At 38.1% G+C, this 19491-nt stretch carries 12 protein-coding genes, 1 tRNA gene and 1 pseudogene; 4 read left to right on the forward strand and 10 right to left on the reverse strand.

Features of this window, described 5'->3' with window-relative positions; genetic code table 11:
- Positions 1–10: 10 nt before the first annotated feature.
- From Rain11_RS02140 to Rain11_RS02150, 3 genes are all read right to left on the reverse strand, one after another.
- On the reverse strand, positions 11–2950 hold the full coding sequence (locus Rain11_RS02140) for an FAD-binding and (Fe-S)-binding domain-containing protein (protein ID WP_101357686.1): 2940 nt from the start codon (positions 2948–2950) through the stop codon (positions 11–13).
- An 86-nt stretch (positions 2951–3036) separates the two neighbouring features.
- Positions 3037–4512, reverse strand: a complete 1476-nt coding sequence (locus Rain11_RS02145) for a Do family serine endopeptidase (RefSeq protein ID WP_101357687.1) — start codon at positions 4510–4512, stop codon at positions 3037–3039.
- A gap of 150 nt (positions 4513–4662) precedes the next feature.
- Positions 4663–5742, reverse strand: a complete 1080-nt coding sequence (locus Rain11_RS02150; protein WP_101357688.1) for an Ldh family oxidoreductase — start codon at positions 5740–5742, stop codon at positions 4663–4665.
- A gap of 146 nt (positions 5743–5888) precedes the next feature.
- Here Rain11_RS02150 and Rain11_RS02155 point away from each other — a divergent pair, with 146 nt between their 5' ends.
- A complete protein-coding gene (locus Rain11_RS02155; protein ID WP_101357689.1) occupies positions 5889–6872 on the forward strand; it encodes a bifunctional heptose 7-phosphate kinase/heptose 1-phosphate adenyltransferase in 984 nt (327 codons plus the stop codon).
- 78 nt (positions 6873–6950) lie between these two features.
- A complete protein-coding gene (frr, locus tag Rain11_RS02160; RefSeq protein ID WP_101357690.1) occupies positions 6951–7514 on the forward strand; it encodes a ribosome recycling factor in 564 nt (187 codons plus the stop codon).
- Between the two features lie 75 nt (positions 7515–7589).
- Here the strand turns inward: frr and Rain11_RS14040 are convergent.
- The 3 genes and pseudogenes from Rain11_RS14040 to Rain11_RS02175 form a co-directional block, all read right to left on the reverse strand.
- Positions 7590–7670 (reverse strand): annotated as a pseudogene (locus Rain11_RS14040) (30S ribosomal protein THX); the annotation flags it as partial.
- Between the two features lie 59 nt (positions 7671–7729).
- Positions 7730–8140: a large-conductance mechanosensitive channel protein MscL gene (mscL, locus tag Rain11_RS02170; protein WP_101357692.1), complete on the reverse strand. Its 411-nt coding sequence runs from the start codon at positions 8138–8140 to the stop codon at positions 7730–7732.
- A gap of 42 nt (positions 8141–8182) precedes the next feature.
- Positions 8183–9046: a ChaN family lipoprotein gene (locus Rain11_RS02175; protein ID WP_101357693.1), complete on the reverse strand. Its 864-nt coding sequence runs from the start codon at positions 9044–9046 to the stop codon at positions 8183–8185.
- An 80-nt stretch (positions 9047–9126) separates the two neighbouring features.
- Between Rain11_RS02175 and smc the strand changes: the two genes are divergently transcribed.
- Positions 9127–12666, forward strand: a complete 3540-nt coding sequence (gene smc / locus Rain11_RS02180) for a chromosome segregation protein SMC (protein WP_101357694.1) — start codon at positions 9127–9129, stop codon at positions 12664–12666.
- Between the two features lie 41 nt (positions 12667–12707).
- Here the strand turns inward: smc and Rain11_RS02185 are convergent, their stop codons facing one another.
- From Rain11_RS02185 to Rain11_RS02195, 3 genes are all read right to left on the reverse strand, one after another.
- Positions 12708–13781: a glycosyltransferase gene (locus Rain11_RS02185; protein WP_101357695.1), complete on the reverse strand. Its 1074-nt coding sequence runs from the start codon at positions 13779–13781 to the stop codon at positions 12708–12710.
- 2 nt (positions 13782–13783) lie between these two features.
- A complete protein-coding gene (locus Rain11_RS02190; RefSeq protein ID WP_101357696.1) occupies positions 13784–15199 on the reverse strand; it encodes a hypothetical protein in 1416 nt (471 codons plus the stop codon).
- 92 nt (positions 15200–15291) lie between these two features.
- A tRNA-Asp gene (locus tag Rain11_RS02195) sits at positions 15292–15365 on the reverse strand.
- A 69-nt stretch (positions 15366–15434) separates the two neighbouring features.
- Between Rain11_RS02195 and Rain11_RS02200 the strand changes: the two genes are divergently transcribed.
- A complete protein-coding gene (locus Rain11_RS02200) occupies positions 15435–16172 on the forward strand; it encodes a shikimate dehydrogenase family protein (protein WP_101357697.1) in 738 nt (245 codons plus the stop codon).
- 44 nt (positions 16173–16216) lie between these two features.
- Here the strand turns inward: Rain11_RS02200 and Rain11_RS02205 are convergent, their stop codons facing one another.
- Positions 16217–19435, reverse strand: coding sequence for a DUF7948 domain-containing protein (locus Rain11_RS02205; RefSeq protein ID WP_101357698.1), 3219 nt, complete (start codon positions 19433–19435; stop codon positions 16217–16219).
- Positions 19436–19491 lie beyond the last annotated feature (56 nt).

Raw genomic sequence — 19491 nt, forward strand, 5'->3', positions numbered from 1 at the left:
TTTTTTTCTACTACCTCCTCAAAGCCTGCCACATTACTTCTGCCAAGTGGTAGGCTTTTTTACCTGTACCATCTTTAATTTGATGACGGCAACTCGTACCACTTGCTACAATAATAGTTTTTTCATCAGTTTTTCGGATTTCGGGAAAAAGCACCAACTCACCAATTTTCATTGAAACTTCATAATGTTCTTTTTCGTAACCAAAACTACCCGCCATACCACAACAACCACTCTGAATAAGTTGCATCTGATAGTTTCGGGGTAAAGAGAGAACCTTTTTCGTATAAACCAAATTAGAAAGAGCTTTTTGGTGGCAATGTCCGTGCAGTTTTAAGATTTTAGGCTCATCGCTGAACTGCTCGGCTCGGATATTGCCTTTATCTATTTCAGTGGCTAAAAACTCATCAAGCAAAAAAGTATTTTGAGCAATTTTTTGAGCATCAGGCAGAAGGTCTTTATCTACCAAATCCAAATATTCATCACGGAACGTAAGAATTGCCGAAGGCTCTATTCCCACCAAAACCGTCTTTTCAGAAACCAAATCCTTGAAAATTTTTACATTTCTTTCTGCAATTTGCTTGGCTTTTCGCAAAAGCCCTTTGGAAAGATAGGTTCTGCCACTTTCCTCGCACAAAGGCATCTTTACTTCATAACCCAAAGCCTCTAAAAGTTCTATCGTTTTAATGCCCACTTCTACATCATTGTAGTTTGTAAATTCATCACAAAATAAAATAACAGCCCCAATAGTCTTGTAGCCTGTGTCTTGCTTCTTGTGTCGGTGTTTAGCAAACCACTCTCGTAGGGTAAATTTGTGCAAAGTAGGCAAAGAACGTTCAGGAGCAAAGCCTGCAATTTTTTTGAAAATTTTAGAGGTGAAAGAATTTGTTACCAAAAAATTGTAAAAATTTGGAAATTTAGAAGCGAAATGCGTGCTTTTGGTAAAATTAGCAATCAGTTTAGTACGAAAAGGCACGCCATTGGCATCGTAATAATGTTGCAGAAATTCAGCTTTCATTTTGCCTACATCTACATTAGAAGGACATTCCGCTTTGCAACCCTTACAACTCAAACATAAATCCATTACCTGCTTAATTTGCTCGCTATCAAAAGGGTTGCTTTTGGTAGAATGCGTCAGAATTTCACGCAAAATATTCGCTCGGGCTCGGGTGGTGTCTTTTTCGTTACGAGTTGCCATATAACTCGGACACATCGTACCGCCTGTAATTTCTGTTTTTCGGCAATCACCCGAGCCATTGCACTTTTCAGCCATTCGCAAGATACCTTGCTCTTTTTCAAAGTTGAAAATCGTAGGAATTTCGCGTGTTTTTTGCCCCGCCTCGTAACGTAAGTCCGTATCCATTGGCAAGGTATCTACAATTTTATTAGGATTGAGAATATTCTCGGGGTCAAAAATACGTTTTACTTGACGGAAAAGTTCGTAACACTCCTCCCCTACCATCATTTTAATAAACTCTCCTCGTACTCTGCCATCGCCGTGTTCGCCTGAAAGCGAACCTTTGTATTTTTTTACAAGTTCAGCAGTTTCTTGGGCAATAGCCCGAAAAATTTTTCTATCTTCCACATCTTTCAAATTCAGAATGGGTCGTAAGTGCAACTCACCCGTGCCTGCGTGTGCATAATGCACCGAATATTTACCATATTTTTTCAATATTTCGTTAAACTCTCTGATGTATTCGGGCAAATCCTGCACATCAACGGCAGTATCTTCTACAAAACAAACAGGTTTGGCATCGCCTGCAAGGTTGGAAAGAAGCCCCAATCCTGCATTACGCAAAGCCCAAACTTTGGCAATATCTTCCCCTTTTACCACAGGAAAATGATAGCCTAAATTTTCTCTTTGTAGATGAGCTATCATTGCCGAAATTTTACTTTGCAACTCGTTTTCATCTTTGCCAAATAGTTCTACGGCAAGAATGGCTTGCGGGTCGCCTTGCACAAAAAAGCGGTTTTGTTGCTGTTGAATATTGGTTTTCGTACATTCTAAAATGTAGTGGTCAATGAGTTCGGAAGCCGAAGGATTATACTGCACTGCTACAAGATTAGCCCGTAAAGCCTCATCAATGCTTTGCGTATGAATGCACACAAGAGCCTTATGCGTAGGGGGCAATTCTACCAAATTGAGCTTGATTTCTGTAATAATCATCAGCGTTCCTTCCGAACCGCAAATCAATTTAGCTATATTGAAAGGTTCTTTGCTTTGGGGGTCAAGAAGCGAAGAATTCAGCAAAATATCCAAAGCGTAACCTGTATTTCTGCGAGGAATAGAAGGTTTGGGAAAATTATCACGAATAATAACTTGATTTTTAGGTATTTGCAAAAGTTGAATAAGTTGTAAGACCTCACTTTCTATAACGCTCTCCTTTGAAAAGGGGACGTCTGAAAAGGCATTGAAAGTAACTTCTTTGCCGCTAGCAAGTAAGCCCTTAACTTCTAAAACGTGTTCGCGAGTACTTCCATAAATAATGGAATTAGAACCACAGGAGTTATTTCCTACCATTCCGCCAATCATAGCACGCGTTTGCGTGGCGGTTTCGGGGGCAAAAAATAAACCATAAGGCTTTAAGTAAGCATTCAAATCGTTGCGAATAACGCCCGGCTCCACTCTGCACCATTTTTCCTGCTCATTGACTTCTAAAATTTTTGTAAAATATCGGCTCATATCCAACACTATGCCCGTTCCGACTACCTGCCCCGCCAATGAAGTGCCCGCTGTACGAGGAATAAGCGAAGTTTTATGCTTTCGGGCAAAGGCTAAAAGTTTTTTCAAATCTTCTGTATTCTTGGGATAAGCAACTGCCAAAGGAATTTGACGATACACCGAGGCATCAGTAGCATAAAGCCTCCGCATTGTATCATCAAAGAAAAAATCTCCCGAAAGTTCGTTTTGAAGTTTTTGAAGCTCAATTTCAGGAATATTCAGGCGAAGCATAGCTTGGGGTTCAAAAAGTTCATAAAAAAACTTCCCGAAAGTTACGAATTTCGGGAAGTTTAGCGAAAAATTTCAAAAGAGATTTTTTATAAGCCAAAAGCGTAAAAGAATGTGCCGTCAATATCTTCATAGATGCCTTCAAGCATTACGCCGCCTTCGGCTTTTTCAAGAGCTTTTTCAAGGTCTTTAAGTGTTTTCACAGGTTTTTTATCTACTTTGGTGATAATAAAACCTTCACGCATATTGGTATTTCGGCGAAGTTTGCCGTTGCCAAGTTCTGTTACTTTTATGCCTCCCTGTATTCCTAATTTTTTAGCAGTTTTTTCATCAATCGCTTCTAACTTCGCTCCTAAAAGACTCTGTAAATCTTTGCTATCAGATTTGGCTACTTTTTCTGCTTTACCTTCTTGGTTACGAAGCACCACTTTGAACTCTCTTTCTTTACCTTCTCTATTCACTTTTACTTTTACTTCATCACCGGGACGCTTTCTACCAATAATTTCTTGTACTTCGGAAACATTATTGGTTTTTTTACCATCAACTTCCAAAATTACATCATTTTCTTTAATGCCTGCTTTTTCGGCAGCGGAGTTATCCATTACTTTGGCAACCAAAGCTCCATTAGTTACTGCTAAATCTTTTTCTTTGGCAATTTTACCATCAACATTTTGCAACTGCACGCCCAAAAAGCCTCTTTGCACTACACCATACTGCAAAATATCTTCTACTACTTTGGCAACCAAATTAGAAGGCACTGCAAAACCATATCCCGAATAAGCACCTGTAGGGCTTGCAATGGCTGTATTGATACCAATCAAATCACCATTCAAATTTACCAAAGCACCTCCACTGTTACCTGGGTTAATAGCGGCATCAGTTTGGATAAATGCCTCAATGGCAAAATTTTCACGAACGATGTTAATATTGCGAGCTTTGGCACTCACAATACCTGCCGTAACGGTAGAATTTAAATTGAAAGGATTTCCTACGGCAAGAACCCATTCGCCAACTTTCACATTATCAGAATTATAGAATTTTAAGTATGGTAAATTTTCAGCTTTAATTTTGATAACCGCAAGGTCGGTAGTGGGGTCTGTACCAACAACGGTTGCTTTGAAAGTTCTACCATCTGTCAAGCTCACTTCTACTTCATCAGCATCTTTGATAACGTGATTATTCGTAACAATATGCCCTTTTTCATCAATAATCACCCCCGAGCCGGTACCTACGCGTGGCATAGGTTTGCGTTGAAAAGGTCTTTGGTTATCAAAAAAAGGGTCATTAAAGAAAAACTCAAACATCTCCATTTCGCGGTTGCTGGTGCTACTTACACTGGTAGATTTGATATGCACCACTGCACCCGTTACTTTTTCAGCAGTAGCCGTAAAATCAATAGGGATAAGATTTCCTTCCGCATCTTTTGTATAAATAGCAGAACGAGCATAGTTACCATCTACGGTTTCAATTTTGGTAACTGCAGGTTTTTCAAAAACTTTTACAATTCCTGCTGAAACACCGCCGCCCAAAAGAGCCGCAAGCAACAATTTCTTAAAATCTTTCATAGCGATAATATTTTGGTTTTTACACAAAAACGCAGAAAAAAGGGTTTTATTGTTAGCAAAAAAGCCTTCTCAAAATTAGTGCCAATTTTGAAGGTAGATGTTAGATGATTAGAGTTTAGACGCTGAATATCAACAAAATTAGACTTTTTGTCAGTTTGCAAGTGGGTCAATTTGGAATTTCTCTGCCAAATTGTTCAAGTCAGCGACTACGCTTGGCATAAGTGGAATACCGCTTTGCAGTCTTTCTTTTTCAGTTTCTCTTTCAATATCGCCCGGAATAAGCACTTTTTTATCTTTCACGGCTTTGGCGTTACGAAAAGCCCTTATCCAATTATCCATATGGCTTAAAAATTCCTCTTTGGGGCGGAAAGCGTCTATGCGAATAGCCCCCAAGAAATGCCCTATACCCTTTCCCACAGGATTTGTAGGCAAGGATAAATAACTGACAAAAGGCGGCACCCAAGAAGCATAATTTGCCCCTGAAAAAACCCCTGAAAAAATATCTACCAAAGCTCCCAAGCAATAACCCTTATGACTTCCGTGTTCATAATCGCTACCCAATGGCAGTAATGCTCCTCCTTTCTTGCGTGCTTGTGTATCGGTGGTGATATTGCCTTCGGCATCTTGTAACCAACCCCAAGGGGCATTTTCGCCTTTACGTTCTAAAATTTCAAGTTTTCCATTGGCGGCGGTGGTGGTGGCAAAGTCTGCTACGAAAGGCGGTTCGGTTTGGGCAGGAATAGCTACCGCTATGGGATTAGTGCCTAAAAGTCTATCTACGGAAAAAGTAGGTGCTACCAAAGGACTGGCATTGGTAAGAGCAATGCCTATCATATTTTTCTGCAAAGCCAGCATTGCGTGATAGCCTGCAATACCAAAATGATTGGAATTTTGCACTGCAACCCAACCTGTTCCATAGGTTTCTGCTTTTTGCATCGCTATTTCCATAGCTTTTTGAGCAACCACTAAGCCCACACCGCTATCGCCATCAAGGGTGGCAGTAGTAGGTGTTTCATAAATAATTTTCATTTGCGGTTGCGGGTTCAATCTTTTAGCTTCCCATAGTCTTACATAGCCCGAAAGACGAGCTATGCCGTGAGAATCTATTCCTCGCAAGTCGGCTTTGAGCAAGGCTTCGGTAGCTAATAGAGCCTCTTTTTCCGAAAATCCTATTTTTATGAAAACCGCTTGGATAAAATTAAATAAAATTTCATATGAGAAAATATGCATAAAATTACATCTTTTTTCAAGCAAATTACTGCACAAAAATCCTAATTTTTGCAATTTTCGTATGAAAATTTAAGAAATTTTGAAATAGCGATTTGTTTTCGCTAACAATTCATCTAATTTTGGGCAAATTTTAATAATATACCCTAATGAAATCGGTACAAGAAATTTTCAAAAGTTTTGAAGACTTGCGTGTGCTTGTAATTGGTGATGTGATGATAGACTCATACTTGTGGGGTAGTGTAACACGCATTTCACCCGAAGCCCCCGTTCCCATTCTGAACGTACAACGCCGTGAGCAACGCTTGGGTGGTGCGGCTAATGTAGCCTTGAACTTACAATCTTTGGGAGCTAAACCAATTCTGTGCTCAGTAATTGGCAATGATAATGAAGCCGACAAGTTTTTGCGTTTGTTAGAAATTTGTGGGCTTTCTGCCGAAGGTATTACCCAAAGTATGCATCGCATTACGACCGTGAAGCATCGTATTTTAGCCGCCTCGCAACATCTGCTCCGCATAGATTCAGAAATGGATAAACCCATTGACGAGGAGGAAGAAAAACTTTTATGGCAAAAAATTCAAATGCTTTTACCCCAAACGCAAGCTGTTATTTTTGAAGATTACGACAAAGGAGTTATTACCAAAAATTTGATTGAAAAAACCATACAGCTTGCCCAAAAACTTAATATTCCCACTATCATTGACCCCAAAAAACGCAATTTTGACTACTACGTTCATTCTACGCTTTTCAAGCCCAATCTGAAAGAACTGAAAGATGGACTGAAAATGGATTTTGAGAACAATAACCTTGATGCCATCAAAGAAGCCGTAAAACTTTTACAACAAAAACTTTCTGCTAAATACATAATGACTACCCTTTCGGAAAGAGGAGTGTTGATTTACGCAGAAAACGAAATGCACCACATTCCCGCACATATACGCAATATTGCTGATGTTTCGGGAGCAGGCGATACGGTAGTAAGCGTAGCGGCTCTTTGTGTAGCCTTGCAACTGCCTGCTAAATTCATTGCCGAACTTTCTAATTTAGCAGGAGGCATTGTTTGCGAATATCAAGGGGTTGTGCCTATTCCCAAAGAAAGGCTACTTTCTGAAGCCTTAAAAACAATGACTTGAATAGCTAAAAATTATCCTTTTGCATAGCATTTTGATTTGCTTTTTGTATATTTGCCCAAAACTAAAATATATTGCAATATGGAAGACGAAATTAAAATGTATCTGGACGAAGCCCAAGAAATGATGAAGAAAGCCGTATCCCATACGCAAAGCGAACTTGCCAAAATTAGAGCGGGAAAAGCTATGCCCAGTATGCTTGACGGCATTTTGGTTGAATACTACGGTGTAAATATGCCTATCAACCAAATAGCTACTATCAACACTCCCGATGCCCGAACCCTTACGATTCGTCCTTTTGAAAAAGGCTCTATTAGTGCGATTGAAAAAGCTATTAAAGATAGTGATTTAGGCATCAACCCACAGAATAACGGCGAAATGATTATCTTAAATATTCCCCCCCTCACCGAAGAACGTCGCAAACAGCTTGTCAAGCAGGTAAAGCAAGAAATAGAAAATGGCAAAATCAGTGTGCGAAATGCCCGCAAAGAAATCAACGAGGCTTTACGAAAACTGCAAAAAGAAGGAGCCGCTGAAGATGCTATCAAAAAAGCTGAAGATAGCGTGCAAAAATATACTGATAGCTATATTCACAAGTTAGATGAAATAATGACTACCAAAGAAGCCGAAATAATGAAAGTATAAAAAAAGCCGAGTTTAGCTCGGCTTTTTGCTTTAGTTTTGCTTTTGTTTGTCAGAGGTTGAGGTTTCTTGTGTTTTTTTCTTTTTGCTGGGACGAGTTTTACCATAAGTCCCACGCCAAATTTTACCTCTGCGGGTTCTGATGTCGCCTTTTCCCATAACATTTTGAGTTTTAGAGCTTCAAATTTAGGAATTTTTAGAGAAAACAGGCGAAAATTTTAATTTTTTTGTTTGAGCAAATCTCTAATCTCTGTAAGTAAGACCTCTTGGGCAGGTGGCGGAGTGGGTTCTTCAGCTTTTTTCTTTTTGAGAGCATTGACCGCTTTTACAACTAAAAACATTACAAAAGCAACTAATATAAAATCAATCGTTACGGTAATAAATTCACCATATTTGATAGAAACCTCTGCGGAAACCTCTTTTCCGTTCTCAACAACAGCATTTTTGAGTACAATTTTCCAGTCTTTCAGGTCTTTACCCTGAATCATACCTACCACTGGCATTACCATTCCTTGAATAAAAGTGGTAGTAACTTTGGTGAATGCGGCACCCATTACAAAACCTACGGCAAGGTCAATCAAATTGCCCTTGATGGCAAATTCCTTGAACTCTTTGAGTATGCTTTTCATAAATTTTGAAGTTTTAGAAAATTAAAATGCCAAATATTCTACTCAATACGTTTTCGTCATATCCGCAGGCGAAACTAAAATAAAATTGGCTTTATTTTGATGTTCTTTTTGCAGTTCTTGTAAGTTTTCCTGTTCTACGGTGCTAATTGTAAGAATTTTTAAGTCAGGTTTTTGGCGTTTCAGATACCAAACAATTCCTTCAAAGTTATCGGAATGGTACGAGCCATTGAAGTGCAAGAAAATTTTATTTTTTTGCCAATTTTGTAAAATAAAATGAGCCATCGTTGCATCTTTAATAGCTTGTGCTTGGGCAAAATATTCAGGCTTACTGCTACCCCCTCCCATTGCTCCGTGTGAAGCCATTTTCATCATTTCAGCATAAGCAGGCAAAGAAGCATCAAAAGCAATAGGTAAAGGGGCTATCCATTTTTTGGCATCAGCAGAAAGTTTATTCAAGCTCTCTAAACCCTCACGCGAAACGATATTGGCATACCTGCGAGGAACATTCGTGGCTACAAATGGAATTTTCTGCTTGATGGCAAAATCCAACAAAGGTTTGTAATCAGTACGGTAATTATCCCACATTTTGGCTTCTTTTGTAAAATGATTTTCCTTTATCCAACCATTTGCGTATTCATCAAGCACAATTTGGTCATCTGCTTCAAACATCTCTGCTCCTAATACCAACTTTCCTGCTTGCTTGGCGTGTAAATCTTTCAGCAATTGTAGTTGCAACCAATGACAAATAGAATTGTTGTGCAATTCACCAAAAAAAACAATATCGGCTTTTTCGGCTTCGGCAAGCAAGGAAGCGTATTCTACTTTTTTACCTTTGGCATCAAATAGTTGATAAGCAGGCTTGGTTAGCATAAACAAACTAAAAAACAAAATTCCAATCTTAAACATACATTTTGCATTTTGAAAGAGGCTTAAAATTAAGACTTTTCGCAAAATTTTCTAACTTTGCCTTCCAAAAGTTTTAGAATATGTTACTAACTAAACTGGAAATCAAGGGTTTTAAGAGCTTTGGCGATAAAGTTACCATTTTATTTGATGAAGGAGTTACAGGCATTGTAGGGCAAAATGGTTGTGGCAAATCTAATGTGGTTGATGCTATCCGTTGGGTGCTTGGCGAGCAGAAAACTCGTGCTTTGCGTTCTGATAAAATGGAAAACATCATTTTCAATGGTACAAAAAAACGAAAGCCCTTGAACCTTGCCGAAGTTTCGCTTACTTTCAAAAATACTAAAAATATTCTTGCCACCGAGTATTCGGAGGTTACCATTACACGCCGCTTATATCGTACAGGTGAAAGCGAATACTTGCTCAATAACGTACCTTGCAGGCTTAAAGACATCAACAACCTTTTTTTAGATACAGGTATCGGACCCGATAGTTATGCCATTATTGAGCTGAAAATGGTTGATGATATTCTCAACGACAAAGAAAATTCTCGCCGCAATCTTTTTGAAGAAGCCGCAGGTATTTCCAAATTCAAAATACGTAAAAAAGAAACCCTCAAAAAACTTGAAGATGCCGACCAAGATTTAGCTCGCGTAGAAGATTTGCTTTTTGAGCTACAAAAACAACTCAAAACCCTTGAACGCGAAGCCAAGCGAACTGAAAAGTATTTCAAAACCAAAGAAGAATACAAAAAAGCCAGCCTTGAACTTGCCAAAAAAAGTGTCAGCGATAAACGCGAGCTGATGCTCCATTTGGCTAATCAATTGCAAAAAGAAAATGACGAAAAACTTCATATTCAAACGCAAATTACTGAAAAAGAAGCTCTTATAGAAAAACAAAAAAATGATTTTGCCTTTCAAGGCGAAGCCGTAAGAACTAAACAAAAGGAAGTGAATGAATTTTTTAATGAAATCAGGCAGTATGAAAACGAAAAGAAAATCAGACAAGAACGCATCAAAATGCTTTATGAAAAACAAAAAAACCTCCAAGAACAAATAGAACACGACAAAGAACGTGAGCAAGAAATTCAGAGACAAATTAGCAATTGGCTCGTAGAAAGAGGCTCTGCCGAAAAGTTGATGAAAGAACTATGGCTGGAATTGCAAAGCATTAAAGCCGAATACGAAGCCGAACAACAAAAAGTAAATGCCCTTCAAGGTGAATTTGCTGAACTTTCCACTTTGCTCAATAGCAAACAAGAACAAGTCTTTTCCCTTACCAAACAATACGAAATCAAGCAAACCCAAGTCAAATCTTTGGGGCAAGAAATCGCCAAAGCCAAATCCGAAGGTACGCAGAGAAACGAAGATTTAGCACTTTTTCAGGAGCAACTGGAACTATCTCAAAATGAATTGCAAGACCTGAAAAGTGAATTAGAACGCCTACAAACTAATGAAAATGACTTGCAAAACCGTTTGCAAGACCTTTTAGACGAAAATGCTGAAATCAAGGAGATTTTAATCCAAAAAAATCGCCTCCTTGATGCCAAACGCAACGAATACAAACTGACAAAGTCTTTGGTAGAAAATTTAGAAGGTTTCCCCGAAGCTATCAAATTCCTAAAAAAGCAAGATTTCTTTTCGCAAACTCCTTTGCTTTCCGATATTTTTACTTGCAAAGATGACTACAAGCCCGCCATAGAGGCTTTTTTAGAGAATTTATTAAGTTTTTATGTAGTAAAAACCCCGCAAGAAGCCTACGAAGCGATTTCTTTGCTTACAAAATCTGAAAAAGGAAAAGCTAATTTTTTCATTTTAGAAAGCATAACCCAAGAAAACAAACCTACTCCAAAACCTCAAAATTGTATTTCTGCTCTTGAAATTTTGGAATTTGAACCTATTTATCAAAACTTATTTACTCACTTGTTTGAGAATGTTTTTTTGGCAGAAAAGGAAGCTATTCCTGACTTGCAAAAAAAACACCCCAATTGCATATTCATAAGCAAAGATGCCCAAATAGTCAGTCGGAAAGCACGTATTTCAGGAGGCTCGGTAGGCAGTTTTGAAGGAAAAAACATCGGCAGAAAAAAACAATTAGAAACTCTACAAAAAGAAATAGAAGTATTAGAAAGCGAAATTGCAGATTTACAAGAGCAAAGCCAAGCCAAGCAAGCCGAAATCAATGATTTGAAAAATGCCTCTTTCAAAGAGCAAATCCGAGAAACGCAAATTGCTTTTCATAAAAAAAATGAGCAATTCATAACGCTTCGCACCAAAACCGAACAGCTTCAAAGTCTTATTGAAAGTGGCTCGGAAAATTTAGAAAGTTTGCAAGAGCGTTTGGAAGAGTACCAAAGCGAACTCAAAGCCCTTGAACCGCAAATCAAGCAAGCAGAAGCCGAATTGTATGCTATACGCGAAGAGCATACTACCAAAAATCAGCTTTTGCAAAAAGCCAATGATTTGCTATCACAGAAATTAGGCGTTTTTAATCAGCAAAACCTGAAATATCATCAGCAAGAAAGCCGAGTGCAAAGTATTGAGCAGGAAATCAAATTCAACGAAAGTGCATTAGATGCTTTGCGAAATCGTTTGCAAAAGAACAATGAAGAATTAAGCCGTGTAAGCCTTGAAATTGAAGGCTTTGAAGAAACCAAAGAATCCGAAGATGATAAAATTCTTTTGATGTATGAGCAAAAAGCTGTTTTAGAAAAAGAACTCAATGAAATTGAAAAAGAATATTATGCCTTACAAGGTGAAATTGGAAGGTTAGAAAAAGAAGTACGCGAATTGCAGAGAAAACGTGAGCAAACAGATTTGATTATAGGTGAAATCAATGCGAAAATTAACGAAACAAAGTTATCTTTTGCAAGCATCAAAGAACGGCTTTCTGTGGAGTTTAATGTAGATTTAGAGGCTTTGATGAGCGATGAAAATGCAGAAATTTCCGAAAAAAACGAAGCAGAACTCAAAGAAGAAGTACAAAGACTCAAAAATGTGTTAGATACCATTGGGGCAATTAACCCTATGGCTATGGAAGCATTCAAAGAAATTAAAGAACGCAATGATTTCATTTTAGCTCAAAAAGAAGATTTACTTAAAGCTAAAAATTCTCTTTTAGAAACAATTCAAGAAATTGACACCGTAGCTCGTGAAAACTTTTTGACAACTTTTGAGGCTATCCGACAAAATTTTCAGAAAGTTTTTCGTTCGCTTTTCACCGAAGAAGATACCTGCGATTTGGTGCTGGTCAATCCTGAAAACCCTTTGGAAAGTCCTATTGATATTATTGCCAAACCCAAAGGTAAGCGTCCGCTTACTATCAATCAGCTTTCAGGCGGAGAGAAAACGCTTACAGCTACCTCATTGCTTTTTGCGATTTACCTCATTAAACCTGCTCCCTTTTGTATTTTTGATGAAGTTGATGCTCCTCTTGATGATGCCAACGTGGATAAATTCACAAATATTATTCGCAAGTTTTCCGAAGAGTCGCAGTTTATTATTGTTACCCACAACAAACGTACAATGGCGGCAACAGATATAATGTATGGCATTACGATGTTTCCCGAAGACCCCGGCGTTTCAAAACTCGTACCTGTGGATATGCGTGTATTGCAGAATTAGCAACAAGTTAATAGCCCTCAATATTTTATATTCTAAAAAACTTAATCAAAAAATTGCTCAAAGTTTTTCTGATTAGCAACAACCGAGTAACGTTCAAGAATGGTTATTCGGGCATTTTTGCCTACATTTTTCCTCAATTCAGTATTTTCAAGCAATAATAGCAATGTTTGCTCCCATTCTTGCTCGCATTGACAAAGAAAACCATTGTAGCCATTTTGTACAATTTCGGTATTCACCCCCACAGGCGAGATGACAGGTACAATTTCCAAAGCCATATATTGCAAAGCCTTGAATCCGCATTTTCCTCTTGCCCATTCATCATCTACAAGTGGCATTATGCCTATATCTAAAAGCATAAGGTCTTGAATTTCAGTTTCTTTTTGCCAAGAAATATATTCTAAATTGGAAATTTGAAAGTTAGGGGGCTTATCGGAAATAACAAGAAATAGAAAAGCTTTTTGCTTGGCAATTTTTGCTAAAACCGGTAAAAGCGGTTCAAGATACTGAATAGTAGAATGCGTGCCTGTCCAGCCAATAACGGGTAAATGTTTTTTTTTTACCTGAAATCTATATGGATTATGCCAATTTTCAGTATCAATGGTAGTGGGATTGATAAAAACATTTGGGTTGAATTTTTGGGCGTATTCTGCTAAAAAGCGGTTTCCTGCTGAAATTTTGTAAGCCCAAGCACAAATAAGAGCGGTTTTTTGATGAAATTTGAGCCAAGCTATCATTTTATTAACTTCCGAAGTATTCGGTAGCCAAATGGCATCATCAAAATCAAATATCATTTTTTTGCGAAAAACTTTGCTAATAATCCATTCTACCAAGGGAAATCCTAAGGGAGTAGCCTCCCGATGCACAAATACATAATCATAGCGAGGTATCTGCCACAAAAGCCACAAACGTCTGATGAAACCTCGTAAAATTCCCCAAACTTTCTGCAAAGTATGCCCTCGTTTGTAGAGAATTTGCCAAGTTTTTTCATCTAAAAAGGGTTTAAGGGTAATTTGAAAACCTTTTTCTCGCAAGAAGTCTAAATACTGCTCAAAACGAAAGCGTTGCGAACCTGCTGTTCCCGAAGGATAAGGAAATAAAAATAAGATTTTTTTCATATCTAATTATTCGTGGCTATACTTTTCAATTTCCACCAGCCTTTCTCGCCTTGATATTCGTATTTTTGAGCCAAAGCAGGCAAACGTTTGAATATTTTTTCAATGGTATTTTTTTCGCCTGCAATAATTGTAGGCAAATCTTGCGATAATCTATCGTATATTTCAGCTTGTATATCGTAGTAATCCAAGAATTGTAAATGTTTTTGAGCAAGTTCGTAGTGAAAATATGGGGTTGAGGCTTTATTTTTTAGGTAAAACTCCCACCTTTTTCCCAAAAACCAAATTTTTTCATTTTGAATATCAGGCACTTGCAAATTTTCAAAAAGGCTAATATATTTTTGCCACTTTGCAGGAATTTTTTGAAGTAAAAAAACATAGTTCAAGCCTATACAAACCAGTAAAAAAAATGCAAAAAGCACTTCACGCAACCACCTACTTCTAAATAACAAAAATAAATGAGCTACAAAAAACGCTACTATTGCCCAAAAGGGAGCAAAACTATGTATGGAAATTTCGGGGGTAAAGAAAACACCCAAAACTCCAAAAATCAGCATAAACAAGAGTGCTTGTTGTGAGCGTATCTGGTAATTGATAAAACCACCACTTTGCAAAAGAAAAAGAACACCAAAAAATAAAAAAATAGTGGGTAGAGCTAAAAAAATGGCAAAATGCAGAAAAGACATCGCATATTCTTTGCTTAGCCAAAAACCACTGAAAGCAAAAAATTCCACAAATTGCCCAAAAGCATCTTTGAAATAGAAAATAAGTCCTACCAAGGCAAAAGGCAAGAAAGCCCCCAAACAAAGTAAAACATACTCTCTAATCTGCGTACCCGAAAGTGTGGCAAACACAAACATTACCCCCAAAAGCCAAAAAATGCTTGGAAAGTAGCATAATATTGCAACACCTAAATAAATACCAATGTCAAAGCCTTTCTGATAATGATACTGTTCGTTAAGATGTAAAAGCAAATTGCCCAAAGCAATAATCAAAAAGGTATTGGCAAGTATTTCGGGGGTAAGCGTGAAGCAGTCCCACCAAAGCGAAGCCAAAAGCAAATAAATCAGTGCAGGAATTTGGTTTCTTTCGTGATACATTTTGGTCTTGATAAGCCAATAGTTCCACTGAATAGCTTGCACAAAAACCAGCAAGCTCGCCAAAATATGCAGAGGCACTACACTTTTTCCAAAGAAAAAATAAGAAATGCCATACACGAAAGCAGGTAAAATGGGAGTATTGTCCCAAATATCAATGTAAATCCAATTTCCTTCGGCAATTTTTTCACCCAAAGCCAGAAATTTAGCTTCAATAGGCAGGAGGGGCACCCCTATCCATTCGGCAGGCAGACGAATTACTGCGAAAAGTAAAGCCAGCAGTATTGTACCAAAAATAGAACTACTACGAAAAATGTTTAACACACCCTGATAATTTTGTGGTGAAATTAGCGAAAAATATGAAAATAGCTATGAATAAAAAGAAAAAAGCCTTAAACGTGATGTTTAAGGCTTTGCGGAACGGACGGGGCTCGAACCCGCGACCTCCTGCGTGACAGGCAGGCATTCTAACCAGCTGAACTACCGCTCCGTTTTTCGTGTTGCAAAAGTAGAAATCTTTTTCTTTCTTGCCAAATATTTTCTTAAAAATTTTTTTACAATGAAAAAACTTGGACTGATTGGTTTTCCCTTAACTCATTCATTTTCAAAAAAATATTTTCAAGAAAAGTTCTTGCGTGAAAATTTACAAGATTATTCCTATGAGCTTTACCCATTGGAAAATATCCAACAATTTTCCCAACTCCTCACCCAACACCCCGAACTCATTGGCTTAAACGTTACTATCCCTTACAAAGAACAAATTTTGCCTTTTTTAGACGAAATAAGCGAAAATGCTCAAAAAATCGGTGCTATCAATACCATAGCTATCCAAAATGGCAAAAAGATAGGCTATAATACAGACTACGAAGGTTTTTTAGTTTCACTGCAAAATTTTTTGCAAGACGAAAAACCTAAAAAGGCTCTCATTTTGGGTACAGGCGGGGCAAGTAAAGCTGTACAAGCAGTTTTAGAATTCTTGCAAATCCCTTTTCAACTTGTTTCAAGGAAAAAGGGGACTTCTTTGCTCTCATATGAAGAATTAACCCCACAAATCATAGAAAACGCTTCGCTTATTATCAATACAACCCCTTTGGGAATGTATCCTGAAACCAATACCTACCCACCTTTGCCTTATGAAAGCATAAACCAGAAACATTTCCTTTACGATTTGGTGTATAACCCCGAATTTACACTTTTTTTACAAAAGGGCAAAGCAAGAGGAGCAAAAATTAAAAACGGATTAGAGATGCTCTACCTGCAAGCCGAAGCGGCTTGGGATATTTGGAAAGAGATTTAGACCTATCAAAAAAGCCTCTGCATTTCATTACAGAGGCTTTTGAGTTATTTCATTACTTGCAACCAACCACTACAGTTCACTCCCGAAGGAGACTCTAAATGATAATAGTACGTTCCTGACATTACTTCTTTACCATCGCCCCATTCCTTTTTGTAATTATCAGATTGGAAAATCAACTTACCCCAACGATTCCAAATCTTGATTTTAGAACCTGCTTCCGCTACTTCAAAAACATCATTTACGCCATCGCCATTAGGAGTAATAACGTTAGGTGGGAAAATCGGCGGTTTGGGTACATACACTTTCTTTTCAACTTTGGTTTCGCAATCATTCAAATTTACGCCTACAAGTGTAATAGTGTATTCTCTATCAGGAATGAGGTAAGCGTGCTCAGGAGGGTTTGTGCCCGTGTAAGTAGTACCCTCTCCCATAGACCAACGAAACTGCTTAAATTTAAGCGTATCTACATTTACCAAATTGAGTTTTACACGATAAGGAGTATTACAATCTTTTACAAGTTGGAAGTCAAAATTTACTGGTTCGGCTTGAATAACTGTAACTTTTACTTGTTTTCGTACCGTGCAATTATCATCTTTCATTTCCAATGTATAAGTAGTAGTTTGCAAAGGCGAAGCAATTGGATTAGCAATATTAGGGTTGCTCAGACCTGTTGCAGGTGTCCATTTATAGGTTTTTGCACCACTCGCCACCAACTGCACACTATTAAACTTGCAAATAGTAGCGTCATTAGGAGCTTGAAAATTGGGAATAGAAATGACCAGGTCTTGAACTTTTTGAGCAGTTTTGTTACAACTTGTTACAAACAAGCGAACCTTGTAGTTACCTGAACTTGCAAAAGTATAAGAGAAATTTTGTTGGGTAGTATTAGTGTATAAAATATTTCCTCCAATATCGTAGATAGTCCATTCAAAACTATCAAATTCAGTAACATTAGGCGGGAACACAAAATTTACAAGAGCCGAGCAAGAGGTCCCTCCACCGATAATAGTAGTATTACTGCTGGGGTCTTGCATAGTAAAATCAGCATTGATGTTCGTTTGAAATTTGAAAACTGCACAATCCCAACCTGCTCCCGAAGCAATGGTGGGTTGCCAAACACCTGTTGTAGTAAGAAAGCCACTATTTGAACAAACGGCGTGATACACCGTGCCATCTTTGGCAAAACGGCTTGTACCGCCATCAACGTGTTCGCCTGATGAAGATCCCCCGACAAAAGTAGCATACAACAAACCCACCATATTAGGACGATATACTGCAAGATAAAAATCTCTCCCATCAGTAGTGCTTTTGAAAGCATCAGGCGTAACAGGTGAGCCTGTAACATTAGGAATACTGCTCCAACCACCATACCCCGCGATGTAGATGTTTCCACAAATATCTACAAGAAATGCTGTGGGTGAAAGATTGTAAGTACCATTACCATTACCTACACGAGTACTCCATCCGCTTACGGTCAAATCGCCATTAAGTTTATGGATAAATTGCCCGCTATTGCCATTATTATAGACGCTTGCAGGAGCAATAGGATAGGTAGCATTGAGACTTTGCCCATATGCATAGGCATTGCCATCAGTATCCAAATCAATAAAAAAGACCATATCAGCTTGAGCAGTACCCAAGTAAGTAGAACGAATAAGATTTCCGTTACTATCAAATTTGGCAAGGAAACCATCATCATTGCCAAAAGCCGCAGTATGCAAACCTGTGGCATTCGGTAAATCGGTGCTTCTTGTACCTCCACCAATAAAGATTTCGCCTGATGTATTTGTTTTTACAGAAAGAGCTAAATCTAAATTATTTCCTCCAAAATACCTACCAAAGACCAAATTCAAATTATCATCAAATTTTAAGAGCAGAGCATCTTGTCCGCCTTGTAGAGTTCCTGTAACCCCTGCAATAGTATTTGAGGTAGTATTGGTAGCTACAAAAATATCGTTATTGCTATCTACATAAATATCTCCCCTACTACCATCGCCGTAGTTATTGATTGTCCAAGCCAAAGAATTTGCTTTGATAGCCTCATTACCACTTCCACCAAGCATTCTTGCACGGTTCAAAGAGCCGTCAGCGTTAAGTTTGACGATATACATATCGGTACCATTACTATAAGTGGAAGCCGTCACTGAGGCTGATGTTCCTCCTTGGAAAGTAGGTCCGAAGGTGATAGGAAAATCTGTAGAGCCTGTTGCCCCAAAAGCATAAAGTCTGTTATCATTATCCACAACCAAACTATGAGGAATTTCGTTTTGGTTACCTCCCACAAAAGTTACATACAAAAGTGTAGTACCCGTAGGATTGTATTTGTAAAGGCGAATATTGATAGAGCCACCCAAACTACCTACATTCGTTGGTGTAGGCGAGCCTGAACGCATACCAGGACCGAAAGAAGTAGAGCCTGAATAAAGATGTCCCGCTTCATCAAAACAAGCGGTATTACCATAATTGCTTGCAGTAGCTCCTGAATAAGTGGCAAAGACGATACCTGGGTCTATCACAAGCGGATATTTTTTATTATATCCTTGTGGAAACTCAAAACTTACTATATTTCCATTCAGCACAAATTTAGTAGGCACTTCTACTTCTTTGCCCTTGATAATCTGATAGCTGTAAGGCTTTTTCTCGTAAATACTTCCCAAAGTGGTTTTAATTTCCAAAGAGCCATCGGGCAAAATCTCTAATCCCAAAGCATACTCATATTGCATTTGGATAAGACGAGGATTGGCATTTGGTTCTAAATGAAACTCATATTTTAGTGAATTGCCTTTGCTGAATAAATGATAAGAGATATTTGGATAGATACCTTCAAAAAGTACTTTTTTGTAGGCATTACACTGGTCTGCCCAGAATTTTTTGTCGTTGCCTAAATAATAATTGTATTTGGTTGGTTGAATTTCTGTGGGTTTGGCTTGCACAGGGCTTGCCCCCAAAAATTTTACTACAAAACTATGAAAGCGTATCTCTGCATCGGGGTTGATATCTTCGGGGTGTTCTTGATGATAACGTTTATGAACCGATTGCTCGTCATAGAAAAAATACTGCAAACTACCATTTTGTACATCTAAAAAACCCGAAGGTATTTCAGCACGCAACTGAATATCCTTGTACCATTGTCCTTTGTTTTCTACAAAAGAGATTTGAGCAGGAGCTACCTCTAAGTTTTTGATAGGTGTTTGTTTTTTTTGAGCAAAAATATTGCCCACTATGCCCCCCCACAAGAAAATGAGTAAATATTTATGTTTCATTGTAAAAAAATTTTGCCCGATAAAAATTGTTCAGGCAAAATTACTCAAAAAAATGG

This window comes from Raineya orbicola (genome assembly GCF_002843425.1).
In the GTDB taxonomy this organism is placed as follows: Bacteria; Bacteroidota; Bacteroidia; order Cytophagales; family Thermonemataceae; genus Raineya; species Raineya orbicola.

Coding starts and splice junctions, on each gene's coding strand:
- Rain11_RS02140 (WP_101357686.1), bottom strand. CDS start 2,950: ATGCTTCGCCTGAATATTCCTGAAATTGAGCTTCAAAAACTTCAAAAC.
- Rain11_RS02145 (WP_101357687.1), bottom strand. CDS start 4,512: ATGAAAGATTTTAAGAAATTGTTGCTTGCGGCTCTTTTGGGCGGCGGT.
- Rain11_RS02150 (WP_101357688.1), bottom strand. CDS start 5,742: ATGCATATTTTCTCATATGAAATTTTATTTAATTTTATCCAAGCGGTT.
- Rain11_RS02155 (WP_101357689.1), top strand. CDS start 5,889: ATGAAATCGGTACAAGAAATTTTCAAAAGTTTTGAAGACTTGCGTGTG.
- frr (WP_101357690.1), top strand. CDS start 6,951: ATGGAAGACGAAATTAAAATGTATCTGGACGAAGCCCAAGAAATGATG.
- mscL (WP_101357692.1), bottom strand. CDS start 8,140: ATGAAAAGCATACTCAAAGAGTTCAAGGAATTTGCCATCAAGGGCAAT.
- Rain11_RS02175 (WP_101357693.1), bottom strand. CDS start 9,046: ATGTTTAAGATTGGAATTTTGTTTTTTAGTTTGTTTATGCTAACCAAG.
- smc (WP_101357694.1), top strand. CDS start 9,127: ATGTTACTAACTAAACTGGAAATCAAGGGTTTTAAGAGCTTTGGCGAT.
- Rain11_RS02185 (WP_101357695.1), bottom strand. CDS start 13,781: ATGAAAAAAATCTTATTTTTATTTCCTTATCCTTCGGGAACAGCAGGT.
- Rain11_RS02200 (WP_101357697.1), top strand. CDS start 15,435: ATGAAAAAACTTGGACTGATTGGTTTTCCCTTAACTCATTCATTTTCA.
- Rain11_RS02205 (WP_101357698.1), bottom strand. CDS start 19,435: ATGAAACATAAATATTTACTCATTTTCTTGTGGGGGGGCATAGTGGGC.